This window comes from Bradyrhizobium sp. CCBAU 11357 (assembly GCF_028128865.1).
Lineage (GTDB): Bacteria > Pseudomonadota > Alphaproteobacteria > Rhizobiales > Xanthobacteraceae > Bradyrhizobium.
Map to the genome: position 1 here is coordinate 109,495 of NZ_LBJW01000110.1, position 13,808 is coordinate 123,302.

A 13,808-nucleotide genomic window follows, 5' to 3' on the forward strand; every position below is an offset into this window, starting at 1 on the left:
CAGCTACGCCGCCCGCACGCCCGCAACGAAGGCGCTGACCTCGTCCTGCAGCGATTGCAGCTTCTGCGTCAGCCGGCCGCTCGATTGCAGCACGAGGCCGGCGGCCTGGCCGGTCTCGGCGGTCGCATCGGTGACACCGGAGATGTTGTGCGAGACCTGGTCGGTGCCGGAGGCCGCCTCCTGCACGCTGTGCGCGATCGCCTTCGTCGCGGCGCCCTGCTCCTCGACCGCCGCGGCGATCGACGAGGAGATCTCGTTGACCTCCATGATGGTGGCGCGGATGCTCTCGATGTTGCCGACGACCTGATTGGTCTCGGCCTGGATCGCGGTGATCTGCGCGCCGATCTCGTCGGTCGCCTTCGCGGTCTGGCTCGCCAGCGACTTCACCTCGCTCGCGACCACCGCAAAGCCCTTACCGGCCTCGCCCGCGCGAGCCGCCTCGATGGTGGCGTTGAGCGCGAGCAGATTGGTCTGCGAGGCGATCTGGTTGATGAGGTCGATGACCTCCCCGATCTTGTGCGCGGCGGCGGCAAGGCCCTGCACGGTGTCGTTGGTGCGCTGGCCGTCGGCGGCGGCCTTGTCGGCCACTGTCGCGGCCTGTGCCACGCGCTGGCTGATCTCGGCGATCGAGGCCGACAATTCGCCGGCGGCGGAGGCCACCGTCTGCACGTTGCTCGAGGCCTGCTGGCACGCGGTGGCGACGAAGCTGGCACGATCGCTCGCCTTGTTCGCGGTTTCCGACATGCCCTGCGCGGCCTGCTGCATCGCGCGCGCCTCGTCGAAGACGTCGCGGACGACGGCCTGGACGCTCGCCTCGAACTTGCCGGCGAGATCGGCCATCGTCGTGCGCTTCTCGTCGTCGGCTTTCTGTTTCAGCTCCTGCTGCTCGGCATGCATCCGGCTCACGGCCGATGCGTTGTCCTTGAACACGGCGAGCGCCTTGGCGAGGCCGCCGACCTCGTCGCGGCGGTCGGTGTAGGGCACGTCGAAGGCGCTGTCGCCGCCGGCGAGGCGCTCGGTCAGCGCGGTGATACGGGCCAGCGGCCGGGTGACGCTGCGGCCGATCAGGAACGAGGCGCCGAGCACCACGACCAGCACCGCGAGACAAATATAGGCGAAGGTCATCGCGTTCTGGCGGAAGGCGGCGTCGACGTCGTCGAGATAGATGCCGGTGCCGATGATCCAGCCCCAGGGCGCAAAGCCCTTCACATAGGAGATTTTCCCGACCGGCTGATCGAAGCCGGGCTTCGGCCAGAGATAGCCGTAGAAGCCCGCACCGTGCTTGGTGACGACGTCGACGAAGCCCATGAACAGCGCATTGCCGGCGGGATCCTTCATCCCGGAGAGATCCTTGCCGTCGAGCTCGGGCTTGATCGGGTGCATGACCATCCTGGGGGTCATGTCGTTGATCCAGAAATACTCGACCCTGTCGTAGCGCAGGCTCTTGATCTCGGCCATGGCGCCGGCCTGCGCCTGCTCGCGCGAGAGTTTTCCTTCGCTCTCGAGCTTCTGGTAGTGCGCCAGGATGCCGAAGCCGACGTCGACCATGTGCTGGGTCTTGGCCTGGCGGTCGGCGACCATCTGCGTGCGCAGGGTCGAGAGCGCGACCGGCGCCAGCGCGATCATGCCGAGGAGGCTGATGCCGACAATCAGGACCAGCTTGAAACTGATGCGGGAGAAAATCATCGGTGCTCACAGGAATTGGAAAGGCTGATATGCCAGTTTATCCCGCGCCCCTTAGCAAAGCCTTAAGCATTCGGGTTCCGGCATCCGCAATTGTGCGGGGGCGGTCGGCCCCGCTGCTCATCGCTGCGGGGCGAGCGACCGACCGCGTCCGAGATACGAATTCTTCCAAACTAGAACACCTCGACATCGCCTCTCCGCGCGTTGACTTGGAGAGCTCTCTGGCAGAACGATCGGCGCAGATCATCCGCGCCAGCGCTGGCGCGAGCGCAGCCAGAGGCGAGAGGCACAATGCATCGATCGACAGACACTGGGCTCCTCGACCTTCCTGCGCTGAGCGCGGCGGAGCGGCTCTTCATCTGGGGATTTCGCGCGAAGGCCCGCAGCGGAAGCGCCGTCCCCACGGCGGCCGATATCAAGCAGGTGTACGACCATTTCCGCGTCGGCGATGCCGTGCTGTCGCTGGAATCCATCATCGAGATCTTTGCCTGCACCGCGCATACGGCGATCGAAGTGCACTGCCCCACCTGTCCGCGCATGTCCGACAGCGAGCACGGAGTCCTGCGCGCGATTGCCGCGGCCCAGCAGGATCGCGTCGATGTCGCGCGCGAGCAGTTCGAGCGCTGGCTGCCGCCGGTCGGCGCCGATTGGGCACTCGCGCCGGTTCGGGGGCTTGCAACGATCTTCCGCATGGCCGGCCTCATCCTGCCCGACCGGCACGTGCAGCCTTTCGAGCATGACCGGATGATGACGATGAAGAGCTGGCTCGTCGGCAGCGCGACGTTGCATTGACGAGATCACTCACGATGCGGGCCATTTGCGATTCTGCGCCGGAGCCGGACGCGGTCGAGCCGCTGCTCTGTCCGCTTCAAGCCGCGCTGGCGACCCGGCCGAGCATCGACAGCTACGATGATTTTTCCCGCGTCGCGCTGGCGCTGTTCCGCTTCATCGGAGCGGCCTACGCGACCGGCGCATCGGATTGCTGGGAAGCGGCCTATCGCTTTGCCGAGGACGCTCCCGGCATTGCCGACAGCCCGCTGCTGGTTGCGCGCGCGGCAGCGCTCGTCAGGATCCTGCACAGCGGCCGGGCCTGCGAGCTGTGCTTCATGCCGCCGTCCTGCAGACGGCTTTCCAAGGACGAGGCGGAATTGATGCGCCTGCTGGCAGTCGCGCGCCGCAAGCAGCCGGGCGAGCTCGGGTCGGTGGTCTGCCAATTCGTCGGCTCCGGGAAAGAGGATGCGACAACGCGGGCGATCAACGCGCTGGCGCTGGCCTGCAGCTGACACCTAACCTCCCTTCTCGAGCACGAGATCGATCGCGTGCGCGGCGATCTTGCGCAATTGGGGCTCATCGTCGAAGGCACGCTCGAGCACGGCGAGGCCGCGCGTCACCGTGACGATGTGCAGCGCTGCGGCCGCCGGATTGCCCTTGAACTCGCCACGCTTGGCGCCCGCCGACAAGGTGTCCTGAACCAGCGCGGTGATGCGGGAAACGAGGCTCGCAAAGGCCTGGCGCGCCTCTTCGTCCAACCCTTCGCCTTCCGCCGCGCCGAGCTCCATCAGGCCGCGCGTGGTCGGGCATCCCCGCGGCGGCGAGCCGGCACGGAAATTGGTGATGGTGAGGTCGAAGAACGCGGTGAGGCGTTTGCGCAAAGACCCCGTCCCGAGCGCTTTTTGCAGGGCGAGCAGATAGTCCCCCGCGTAGCGCTCATAGGCCTGCAGGAACAGCGCTTCCTTGCTGCCGAACGCATTGTAGAGGCTGCCGCGCTGCACACCGGCGTCGCGCGCGATGTCCGATAGCGAGGTGCCGCGCACGCCCTTGCGCCAGAACTGGTCGAACGCGATGCGCAGCACTTCGTCATGGTCGAACTCGCGCGGCCTCAAATGTTGCTCCTCAAAATATTTGACACTCCGTCAAGAACATGCTTTCTCGACATCGTGTCAAAAACAAATTGGGATTGATATCCCGTTTCGTCAAGCCGACGGCCGGCGCGGACCATGTGCCTGGCAGATCAGGCCCGCATGCAAAGGGACGTACGATGCCTCTCCTCCACATCTCGATGCGTGCCGGAAAGCCGGACGACTACCGCCAGGCCATCCTCGACAGTCTCTATCGCGCCGTGCGCGAGGCGCTGAACGTGCCCGAGGGCGACGAGTTCATGACCATCAGCGAGCTTTCGCCTGCGAACTTCCGCTGCGGCAATGCCTACGGCGTCACGCGCAGCGAGGACGCCGTGCTGATCCAGATCACTGTGTTCGCCTCGCGCACCCCCGAGCAGAAAAAGGCGCTGTACCGGCGGATCGCCGAGTTGCTCGGCGAGAGCCCGGGCATCCGGCCCGAGGACGTGTTCGTGAACGTGCTCGACGCCCCCAAGGAGAACTGGTCGGTGGGACACGGCATCGCGCAATTCGCATGATGCGCACGGCGACGGACTACCGGTCGAGGACTGAGATTCAGCTTCCCGCATGCATCCCGTGGTGACGGTGATAAGCACTCGGCGAGGGCCAGGTCCAGCCCTTCAGGGTCGTTCGATCCGGCTCGAAGATTTCGATCTTGAGCGGATGGCATGCCGCGGCGTCGCTGGAATGGGTTGCGCTGCAGTCTCCGCCCGGACAGGCCGACAACGCGCCGAGCAGGTCGATCTCCGCGAAAAACTCGATGAAGTCGCCGGGGCGGACCGGACTTGCCTTCATGAAATACTGGTGCGTGTCCTTGGTGAAGCCGGTGCACATGAAGACGTTGAGCACGTCGTGGACATGATGCTCCACTGCGGCCGGATCTGCCTTCAATTCGGTGGCGAGGGCGCGGGACAAGTTGGAGTGACAGCAAAAATCGTAAGCCTTGCCGTTCAGCAGGAGATTCGTATAGGGATCGCAGCGCGTGCCGATCACATCGTGAATGCCGGCGCCGTCCGCGTCGAAGCCGTACCAGCCGAGCGTGTCGTGACTGATGGTCGCCATCGGCCGAAGATAGGGCATATTGCTCCAGAGCCGGTCACCGATGCCGACATGCGTGCCATGGAGCGCCCGCGTCTTGCCGCTGAAGAAGCGCTCGGAGAGATTGTGGGCGTTCCAGAGATTGAGGTCGCCGACCTGAGGACCTTCGATGCTGACTATGCGGAAGAACTGGCCGCGCGCCACGCGAAAAGCACGGGCATCGCGTGGCGGCACGATGAGCTCGTGCGTCTTGATCATCGCACGGCGGGCAGCTTCGAGCGTGGCCATATCCGGCCCGGGCATCGTCCCGGCCGGATAGACGATGGCCGGTTTGGCGGCACGGCGCGAGGCGGCATCGGCGGGGGCGGGTGGGATATTTGGCATTGTTCGGTCTCGGATCGACGCAGCAAGAGAAGGGGGCGGTGCCTCCCGGCGGAAGCGGTTGACCCTACCGCCTTGCCTCAGCCGCCCGCAACACACCCCTCCATGATCCCGTCAATCTCGGCCTTCGAGAGCACGCCGAGCTCGGCGATGAAGACGATCCGTGTCCGCGGCACGCCTTGCGGCGGCGCCTCGCCTGGCGCGAGCGTGGCGCGGCCGGCGGCGAACTGAAACACCATCATGCGGCCGGGCTGCTCGACCGTCTCGAACAGGCCTTTGGCGCGCGCCAGCTTCGGCGCGAGGCGGCTGATGGCCTGCTGCAAGCGCGGCAGCGAGACCGGCTTGTCCGAGATCCAGCTCAGCGTCTCGAAGCGCTCTTCCGCGGGCCGTTTCGGTCCCACCTCGCGCGGCGCCGGAGCGCGGTCGGCGCCGGCGGGAAATAGCAGCGCGGGCGGAATCTCGCCATGGTGTGCGTCGACCACCACGGCGGGGACCCGCTGGGCGCGGATGGCTTCGCGCATCCGGACGCTGGCGCCCGCATCCGCAAGATCGAGCTTGCTGAGCGCCACGATATCGGCGACGCGCAATTGCGACCGCAGCAGCGCGTCGTCCAGGGCCGATGGCGGTGTTCCCGCGTCGATCACGCAGAGCACCGTCTCCAGCGGCGCCTCGCGCAGGATCACCGGGTCCATCAGGTTGCGCACGATGTCGGCGGGATCGGCGACGCCGCTGGTTTCGATGACGATATAGTCGGGCTTGGGATCACGGCGCAGCAGCGTCGCGAGCGTGCGCAGCAGATCGCCCTCGAGCGAGCAGCAGATGCAGCCATTGGCGAGGCTGACCACGCCGTCGCTCGCGCCCGCGATCAGCTCCGCATCGATGTTGATGGCGCCGAAATCGTTGACGACGGCGGCGATGCGCCGCCCGTCCGCATGCGCCAGCAGATGGTTCACGACGGTGGTCTTGCCGGCCCCGAGGAAACCCGTCACCAGGAGAACCGGGACCGGCATGGCTCAGCTCTCCACGACGGGGCGCCGCACCGGTCTTCCCGGCCGCGCCGTCACATCGAGGATGCCGTCGCTGATCAACGGCTGACCGCTGACGATCAGGTGCCGCACGCCTTCCGACGGGCGATTCATCGCCGTGAAGGTCGCGCGGTCAGAGAGCTTCTCATAGTCGAACACGACGATGTCGGCATCCGCGTCCTTCGTAAGCCGGCCCTTGGCGCGCATCGCCGGCGTGCTCTGCGACAGGATCTCGGCCGGGATCAGCGCGCATTTGCGAACGCCTTCCAGCAACGACACCGCCTTGCGCTCGCGCACCCATTCGCGGATGAACTTCGTGAAGCAGCCCGCCGAGCGCGGATGCGAGGTGGCATCATCCGGAAGCGGCCAGGCGTCGCCGGTATATGTCGAGCCGTCGGACAGCGTCCACGGCATCGCGTCGGAGGCGATGGCACCGCCGGGATACAGCACCGACATGTCGAGCAGGTCGCGGTGATGCGCATTGTTCTCGGTGTCGAGGATGTGCCAGAGCACCAGCGAGGACGGCTCTTCGGCCTGCGCCTTCAAGAGCTCCTCGCGGTCGTGGAAGCGGTAGCCGTCGGTGACGCGCTGCACGGAATCGTAGCCAGTGCCGTTGCGCTCGACGAATTTGGGATCGCTGAAGAAGGCGGCGGCCAGCACGGTCGAGCCGGTGCCGTAAGGATAGGCCTCGACCGTAATCGGCAGTCCTTGCGCCTGCGCCTTTTCGATCAGCACGCGGCAGCGCTCGATGTCGGTCTTGCTCGACGAGTTGAAATGGCAGATGTGCATGTGCGCGCCGGTGGCGCCGGCATAGCCGATCAGGCGGATATAGGCTTCCACCGCGCTCTCGGGATCGATGCGCGACATGAAGGCGACATGGGTGAAGGTCGGCACGTCCTTGGCCGCCGCGAGCTGACACACCGCGGTCAGTTCCTGCACGCCGGCGCCGGGCGCATAGGCGTTGAGAATGCCGATGCCGATGCCGCCCTCGTTGAGGCCGCGCCCGAGACGTTCGAGAATGCCTGCGACCTCCGCATCGGTCGCGACGTTGTCCATCCAGCGGCGATCGCGCATGGCGTTGCCGAACGCCTCCAGCGAGCTCTCCGCGTTGGACCCCGTCATCGCGCCGATGCGGGCGAAGGCCCAGTTGGTGGCCGCGCCGTAGTTCAGCACGCGGCCCTTCCGCGCCTGGCGCTCATACCAGGACGCGACCGGCAGCACGCCGGCCTCGAGATCGAGCGTCGTCGTGACACCGTCGAAGGCCTGCATGCGGTCGGCCGGGATCGACTGGCCGTGGGCGTGCAGGTCGATGAAGCCGGGCGCAACCACGAGGCCTGTGGCGTCGATCACCCGCTCGGCGCCGCCGAGACCCGTGCCCATGGCGGCGACCTTGCCGTCCACCACCGCCACATCACCGACGGCGTCCATCCCGCTCGCGGGATCCACCACCCGGCCGCCAGAGATCACCAAACCACTCATCTCGTCACTCCGAAAAGCAAATTGCCAAATCTCCAAAGGCCCGGCAGCAGCTTCGGAGGCGCGTCGGCGCGCATAGTGCATATTCTGGTGAGAACGACCACCACCACTGATGCCGATGCAGCATGCTTGCAAGCGAGGCCGGTGAACGCAGGAGGTGTATCGGGACCGGAGCGCAACAATGCCGCTGCGTCAATCCGCGGGTCCAATCGGCATACGCTCGCATCCTCGCGGCAGGATTTGCCCGAGCTATGCTCCGCTTCACACCCTCAGAGAAGAAAGGACGCAGGGAAGACCGGGCGCCGGCTGGCACCGATTGGATACCGATAGGACCCCTGCGCTGCTATAGGCCCGGAGTTGGTATCTCAGCGAGATACGGAGGTCTTGAAATACGTATCTCGACGAGATACGTATAACGATGATCAGGAGCTTCAGGGGAAAATTCGCCGAGCCGATTCTTCAGGGCCGGTCGATACCGAAGGGCTTTCCGGCAGACCTCGCAAAGATCGCGCGCCGAAAGCTCGTCATGGTGGACGCCGCGGATTTTATCGAAACCCTCAGATCGCCTCCCGGTAATCGCCTCGAAGCCCTCAAGGGCGACTTGGCAGGCAAGCACTCGATCCGCATCAACGATCAATGGAGGATCGTATTCAGATGGACGGACGCAGGCCCGGAAGAGGTCGAGATCATGGACTATCACTAGTTCGGCAGTAGGATTGTAGCCAATAGAAGGAGTTCGCAGATGGCAAGGAAACTTCCGCCGATTCATCCCGGCGAAATCCTGCGCGAGGAATTTCTCGTACCGCTGAAGCTGACGCCCTACGCGGTCGCGGCGGCTTTGAACGTGCCGCGCACCCGGATCGAGCGCATTGCGCGCGAGGAAAAGCCCGTCACGGCCGATACTGCTCTGCGACTCGGAAAATTCTTCAAGACAGGCGCCGCGTTTTGGATGAACATTCAGACGCGCTTCGACCTCGAAACGGCCGAAGACGAGCTTGCACCCCAAATCAGGAAGATCCCGTCTTACGAACCAGTTTGAATGCTGCAGCCACGATGAGATCACGCCAAGCCCGATGCCCGTGAAGTTCGACGACATTTACACGGCCTTCGAGTTCGCCAACACCGACGGCGGCGGGGCGGAGTTTCGCGCCTTCGTGTGCAAACAGACCGGACAGATCTACCACCAAACCGAGGGCCTGGATTCAGAAGATTTCAGCGACGAACTGCCTGACGACATCGACGATCCGACAAAATACATCCCGCTCCCGGACAAGCGCGAGCTCGGCCTGGGCAAGCCGCTGGTGCTCGATTTTGCCCGCGAGTTCCTGCCTGATGATTTCGATGACGTTCGCTATTTCTTCAGCAAACGGGGCGCTTATCCGAAGTTCAAGTCGCTGCTCGCCAGACGAGGCGCGATCGACCGCTGGCACGCCTTCGAGAACGAGGCGACAAAGCGCGCGATAGGCGCGTGGTGCGCGCTCCATTCGATCGAAATCACGAACTGACCTGGCAACTGACTTGCCAAACGACTTGGCGTTCGTGCAAACAGCATGACTTGAACCGACCGGAAAGCTGTTCTGCCGTCTTCTCGCCCCCATTCTCCTTCAGGGAGCTAGGCGGGGCGGCGTTACGGTGGGCAAAGTTCCCTGAGGTTCCGTGTGATCGTCCGACGTCTTCTGCAACGAAACTCACATTCCATGTCGCGCCGCGCGTTTCTCGGCGGACTCCTGCCGGCAGGGAGTGCGCTCGCGCTCGGCGGATGCGCCGGGCTCGGTGCGACCGGGGCGCGCTTTGACGCATCGTCACTGTCCGCTGACCCCACGTTGCTTGTCGTCACCACGCGCAAGCCCGTTAACGGTGCCCGCGCGAAACCCTGGTTCGGGCCGGAGCGTGCGACGAGCATGACGGTCGCGCGGGCGAAGCTGGCGGCGCCGGACGAGAGCCGACTTTCCCTCGCCTCGGTTGGACTCGAGGATTGGCGTCTTGACCGGATCGAGCCGGTGCCGACTGACGCCGGCGATCTCGCTGCGCAGGCCGGCGGAGGAGACGTGCTGATCTATGTGCACGGCTTCAAGCAGACATTCGAGACGGCGGTGCTGGATGCGGCCCATCTTTCCGATGGGATCAAGTTCCGCGGCCGGACCATGGCGTTCTCCTGGCCTTCCAAGGCAGGACTGTTCGACTATGCCTATGACCGCGACAGCGCGATGTGGTCGCGCGACAATTTCGAGCGCGTGCTCTCTGCGCTGGTGTCGGCGCCAGGCGGCGGCCGCGTGCACATCGTCGCGCACAGCATGGGAACCATGCTGACGCTCGAAAGCCTGCGCCAGCTCCATGGGCGATACGGCGACACGGTGACGAGCAAGATCGGCGCGGTGGTGTTTGCTGCGCCCGACATCGACATGGACGTGTTCTCGTCGGCGATCCAGCGCATCGGTCCGCTCGCCGGCAAGATCACGGTGATCGCCTCGACCAACGATCGTGCACTGGCACTGTCGGGGCAGCTCGCAGGCGGCATGACCCGCGTCGGCGCGGCCGAGAAGGCCGCCATCGCGGGGCTCGGTGTGCGCGTGGTCGATGCCTCCCAGGAAGGCTGGGGCATCATCAACCACGATCTGTTCCTGTCGAATACGGAAGTGCAGAAGGTGATCCGCCGCTCGATCGACGGCACGACGGCGTGAAACAGCGCCTGCACGCATTCTTCTAAGCGATCAGCCGCTGCACCAATGCCGATTCGCTCGAATACGTCAGGAGCGCCTCGTGAGTTGCCCGGGTCACCCCGACATAGGTCAGGCGGACACATTCCTCGACGGTCTCGCCGTGGCGGCCGAGCAGGCCCAAGCCGCCAATGGCGACGCAGGGAAACTCCAGCCCTTTCGCGCTGTGCATGCTCAAGAACCGCACGGCCACCCGCTTGACCGAAACCCTGTTGCGATTGTCCTTGGCCATGTCGATCGGCACGCCATGCCTGGCGAGAATCTGCGCGACCCGCCCGCCGATCCAGTGCTCCGGGTAGAGACACGCCATCTGCGACCACTCGTAGCCGGCTTTTTTGCGGTCGAGAAACCACTCGGCGACGCAGTGAGCTTCTGCGTCGATGCTCACGCACCGCCGTACGTCCGGCTCCAATCCCTGCCGGCCCGCATCTTCCGGCAGCAGGATGGCGTGCTCGTCGTCGGCCGTGATGCCGGGAGCGCCGATGACATCCGCGGCGAACCGTCTTGCGAAGGCAACGATTTGGGCGGTGTTGCGATAGTTGACCTTCAAGACGGTCGTTCTGCCTTTGGCTTCAATGCCGAGCTGGCTCCAGACCGGGCGCTCGCGCCCCTTATAGATGGCCTGGATATCGTCGTAGACGACCATCAGCGCCTTGGTGCGCGGGTTCACCATCTTGGCCGCAAGCGCGAGCCATTGCGGCTCGAAGTCGTGTGCCTCGTCGATCAGGACGGCGTCGTACTGCTCCGCCGGGATATGGCCTTGATCGACCGCCTTCACGACCTCTGAAACGCTCGCAGCCAGGCGCTCTGCGTAGTCTGGATAGTCTCGCTCGGATGGGGCGGGAATCCCGTAAGTCCGCAGCATCCGGTAGCACCACGAGTGGAAGGTGAGAACCTGAACGCGGTCCTCGACGCCCCTGCTCTGCATGGCATCCTCGAGCCGGCCGGCAATGCCGTTGGCGTAACACAGGATGAGCACCGGCTTCGCCGCCGCTCGCGCCAGATACTCGGCGCGAAAAGCGAGGATCAGGGTCTTGCCCGATCCGGCGACGCCGCGAATGATGCGATGCCCCTCGCCCAGGCTGCGCGCGAACTGCTCCTGATGCAGGTCCATGACCGCAAGCGTCCGGTCCGAAGAATCGGCGCGAGGCGCATCGTCCAAAGGCAGGGCAATCTGTCGTATCCGAATTTCCGGAAACAGCAGCGCGCGCAGGCGGTCGAATTGCGGCATGGACAGCGGCTCTTCGAGACGCGGATGAACCATGCGCCATAATCTCGACCGGAATTCCTCGGGGTCCGCGCCCTCCGTCATCTCGTCCTTGAACAGGCAGAGATGCTCGGAGAACACCTCCTTGAGATCGGTCTGGTCGAACTGCTTGCGCGTGATGTTGGTGAACACGGCCCCGAAGCCGAACGGAACGATGGACCGGCCCGCGAGGCGATGCCCCCGCGGAAACAACAATTGGCCGTCGCGCTCCAGCGTGCGCACGACCTCGAACGTATACTTACGAGCCTGCTCCAGCGGATTGCTTTCCCGCACCTCACCACGACTTGTCAGCAGCTCGACCTTCGTCTTGTCCGCTGAGACGATCGTCTCCAGGCGCCAGTCCTTCACCTCGAGCACGAGCAGGCCGTTCGCGGGATGAATGATGATGAAATCCGGATGCCGGTTGCGAGGCCCGACAGGCAGGTTGTGCCAAACGACGGCGTTCTCTTCGAGGAAGTCCTTCAGTCGTTCCGCCAGTCGTAGCTCCCCACGACTGTCGAAGCGCGCGAAGCCGAGACTCGGGATCAGGATTGCCATGTCACGACCGCGAGCACCATTAGCGGACCACCTTGTGAGCTACATGCAACAAGGCGTCTCTCCAGGCTCACATGGTTGCCTAGAGTGTGCGGGTTTTCAATGGCTTAGGATTGGATGGCGCGCCTTCAGAACAACATTGCAAACGCTTATGTCATTGAAATTATTATATAACTTCGATGATGCCTGATGTCACCAAACGGAGCGCAGCCGGCGCCGGTTCGAAGGAGGAAGCGCAGTGCGGCATCACCATACTCTCACCGCTGGACAGTACGATTGGCTGACCATCTCGCCATGAAGTTGGTCAACCATGATGAATTGCAGCTTGCGGATGGAAGACCTATGTTGGGTCTCTAGTCAGGCAGCCGCCCATCGTATGGCGAGAGACTGCAGGATCGACCTCACGATGGATGGTTTGCATTCCGCATCGGAGGTGATGCCATGGCCATTGCTCCCACGCTCCAGAAATACCTCGCCGCTGAGAACATCCAGTACGAGGTGATCCCGCACGAACTCAGCATGACGTCCGCTCGAACGGCCGAGGCATGCCATATCTCCGGCGACCGCCTCGCCAAGGGCATCGTGTTGCGGCGCGACGGCGGATACATGCTGGCGATCTTGCCCGCATCGCATCATCTCCGCCTCGCGGACCTGAGGACAAGCCTCGGCGACAATGTCCACATGGCCAATGAAACCGAGGTCAATCGGCTGTTCAGCGACTGTGCACACGGTGCGGTTCCCGCCGTCGGCAAATGCTACGGATTGGAAACCATCGTCGACGACAGCATCGAGGCACAGCCGGACATCTATATGGAAGCCGGCGATCATGAGACGCTGCTCCATATGGGTCACGCGCAGTTTGCGCGCCTGATGGCCAACGCACCGCATGGGCGCTTCAGCGCGCATGACTGAGGATCTTTTGGAGACCGCCCATTGCCGTTGCGATCCTGGGCGGGAACTCTGGCCGCGAGGTCGCCGTCATACTGTTCAGCAGGTGGCCGCGAGAGTGTCTGCGCCTGTCTGGTCGGAGTTCGGAAGATTGGGGGTGCCGCTGCATTGCATCAACGCACTTGATACCCACCAACGGAGGCTCGCCATGAAAGTCAAAGACGTGATGCACAAGGGTGTCGACTGGGTCAGCCCCGACACGCCAATCACCGAGATTGCCAAACTGATGCGGGCGCATGACATCGGCTGCATTCCGATCGGCGAGGATGACAAGCTGGTCGGAATGGTGACCGACCGCGACATCGTCTGCAAAGGACTCGCGAGCCACAGCTTCGATGCCGGCCGCGCGAAGGCACGTGACGTGATGACCGAGGGCATCCATTGCTGCCGCGAGGACGATGACCTCGCCAAGGCGATGCATCACATGGAGAAGCTGCAGGTCCGCAGGCTGCCGGTGATCAACAAGAGCAAGCGGATGGTCGGCATCATCAGCCTGGGTGACGTCAGCCATTCCTCATCGGGTGACATGCTGACCGAGACCGTCAGGAGCATTTCGGCGCATCACTGAACTTGCGGCCAGGAACGTAGGGCCAGGGCTCCTCTCGCGATCCCCCGCTCCCGAACAGGCGGCAAGGGGAGCCCGAGTCATGCGCTCATGCAACCATCGCGCGGCGCAGAAGCAACGTCGCGATATGGCCTATTTTGCGTTTTGCGCTGGGATATCGAGAATTTGGCGCTCCCTAGGGGAATCGAACCCCTGTTTCAGCCTTGAGAGGGCCGCGTCCTAACCGCTAGACGAAGGGAGCGTGAGGGCTAGCCAATAGCCTCGAAATTTGTCCGC

The 13,808-nt window shown here is 64.2% G+C and carries 15 protein-coding genes and 1 tRNA gene; 9 read left to right on the top strand and 7 right to left on the bottom strand.

Features of this window, described 5'->3' with window-relative positions:
* Nucleotides 1-3 precede the first annotated feature (3 nt).
* Nucleotides 4-1,686 (bottom strand): methyl-accepting chemotaxis protein, encoded by a 1,683-nt coding sequence (locus XI05_RS30635; RefSeq protein WP_271508791.1) that lies wholly within the window; start codon nt 1,684-1,686, stop codon nt 4-6.
* Between the two features lie 288 nt (nt 1,687-1,974).
* On the opposite strand from XI05_RS30635, the gene XI05_RS30640 reads away from it, so the two are divergent.
* Together XI05_RS30640 and XI05_RS30645 are read left to right on the top strand one after the other, a co-directional pair.
* Nucleotides 1,975-2,475 (top strand): hypothetical protein, encoded by a 501-nt coding sequence (locus tag XI05_RS30640; RefSeq protein WP_271508793.1) that lies wholly within the window; start codon nt 1,975-1,977, stop codon nt 2,473-2,475.
* Between the two features lie 14 nt (nt 2,476-2,489).
* Nucleotides 2,490-2,966 (top strand): hypothetical protein, encoded by a 477-nt coding sequence (locus XI05_RS30645; RefSeq protein WP_271508796.1) that lies wholly within the window; start codon nt 2,490-2,492, stop codon nt 2,964-2,966.
* A 3-nt stretch (nt 2,967-2,969) separates the two neighbouring features.
* Here XI05_RS30645 and XI05_RS30650 read toward each other — a convergent pair whose 3' ends face one another.
* Complete coding sequence (locus XI05_RS30650) at nt 2,970-3,566, bottom strand: TetR/AcrR family transcriptional regulator (RefSeq protein WP_271508799.1); 597 nt, start codon at nt 3,564-3,566, stop codon at nt 2,970-2,972.
* A 155-nt stretch (nt 3,567-3,721) separates the two neighbouring features.
* Between XI05_RS30650 and XI05_RS30655 the strand changes: the two genes are divergently transcribed.
* Nucleotides 3,722-4,099: a tautomerase family protein gene (locus XI05_RS30655; RefSeq protein ID WP_271508803.1), complete on the top strand. Its 378-nt coding sequence runs from the start codon at nt 3,722-3,724 to the stop codon at nt 4,097-4,099.
* A 37-nt stretch (nt 4,100-4,136) separates the two neighbouring features.
* On the opposite strand, the gene XI05_RS30660 is transcribed toward XI05_RS30655, so the two are convergent.
* The 3 genes from XI05_RS30660 to XI05_RS30670 form a co-directional block, all read right to left on the bottom strand.
* Nucleotides 4,137-5,003, bottom strand: coding sequence for an urea carboxylase-associated family protein (locus XI05_RS30660; RefSeq protein ID WP_271508805.1), 867 nt, complete (start codon nt 5,001-5,003; stop codon nt 4,137-4,139).
* 77 nt (nt 5,004-5,080) lie between these two features.
* Complete coding sequence (locus XI05_RS30665) at nt 5,081-6,010, bottom strand: CobW family GTP-binding protein (RefSeq protein ID WP_271508808.1); 930 nt, start codon at nt 6,008-6,010, stop codon at nt 5,081-5,083.
* A 3-nt stretch (nt 6,011-6,013) separates the two neighbouring features.
* Complete coding sequence (locus XI05_RS30670) at nt 6,014-7,504, bottom strand: amidohydrolase family protein (RefSeq protein WP_246571975.1); 1,491 nt, start codon at nt 7,502-7,504, stop codon at nt 6,014-6,016.
* A 523-nt stretch (nt 7,505-8,027) separates the two neighbouring features.
* Here XI05_RS30670 and XI05_RS39840 point away from each other — a divergent pair.
* From XI05_RS39840 to XI05_RS30690, 4 genes are all read left to right on the top strand, one after another.
* Nucleotides 8,028-8,204 (top strand): type II toxin-antitoxin system RelE/ParE family toxin, encoded by a 177-nt coding sequence (locus XI05_RS39840; protein ID WP_442869335.1) that lies wholly within the window; start codon nt 8,028-8,030, stop codon nt 8,202-8,204.
* Between the two features lie 39 nt (nt 8,205-8,243).
* Nucleotides 8,244-8,540, top strand: coding sequence for a HigA family addiction module antitoxin (locus tag XI05_RS30680; protein WP_271508812.1), 297 nt, complete (start codon nt 8,244-8,246; stop codon nt 8,538-8,540).
* A gap of 34 nt (nt 8,541-8,574) precedes the next feature.
* Nucleotides 8,575-9,006: a hypothetical protein gene (locus tag XI05_RS30685; protein ID WP_271509376.1), complete on the top strand. Its 432-nt coding sequence runs from the start codon at nt 8,575-8,577 to the stop codon at nt 9,004-9,006.
* Nucleotides 9,007-9,198: 192 nt separating this feature from the next.
* Nucleotides 9,199-10,182 carry an alpha/beta hydrolase gene (locus tag XI05_RS30690; RefSeq protein ID WP_271508814.1) on the top strand — a complete coding sequence of 328 codons (984 nt, stop codon included), beginning with the start codon at nt 9,199-9,201 and terminating at the stop codon, nt 10,180-10,182.
* Between the two features lie 22 nt (nt 10,183-10,204).
* On the opposite strand, the gene XI05_RS30695 is transcribed toward XI05_RS30690, so the two are convergent.
* The gene (locus XI05_RS30695) at nt 10,205-12,022 is read right to left on the bottom strand and encodes a DEAD/DEAH box helicase (protein ID WP_271508816.1); all 1,818 of its coding nucleotides are present in this window, start codon (nt 12,020-12,022) and stop codon (nt 10,205-10,207) included.
* A 438-nt stretch (nt 12,023-12,460) separates the two neighbouring features.
* Between XI05_RS30695 and XI05_RS30700 the strand changes: the two genes are divergently transcribed.
* Both XI05_RS30700 and XI05_RS30705 read left to right on the top strand, forming a co-directional pair.
* Nucleotides 12,461-12,931, top strand: a complete 471-nt coding sequence (locus XI05_RS30700; protein ID WP_271508817.1) for an aminoacyl-tRNA deacylase — start codon at nt 12,461-12,463, stop codon at nt 12,929-12,931.
* A gap of 184 nt (nt 12,932-13,115) precedes the next feature.
* The gene (locus XI05_RS30705; RefSeq protein WP_260382230.1) at nt 13,116-13,535 is read left to right on the top strand and encodes a CBS domain-containing protein; all 420 of its coding nucleotides are present in this window, start codon (nt 13,116-13,118) and stop codon (nt 13,533-13,535) included.
* Between the two features lie 163 nt (nt 13,536-13,698).
* Here XI05_RS30705 and XI05_RS30710 read toward each other — a convergent pair.
* Nucleotides 13,699-13,773 (bottom strand) — tRNA-Glu (locus XI05_RS30710).
* Between the last annotated feature and the right edge of the window lie 35 nt (nt 13,774-13,808).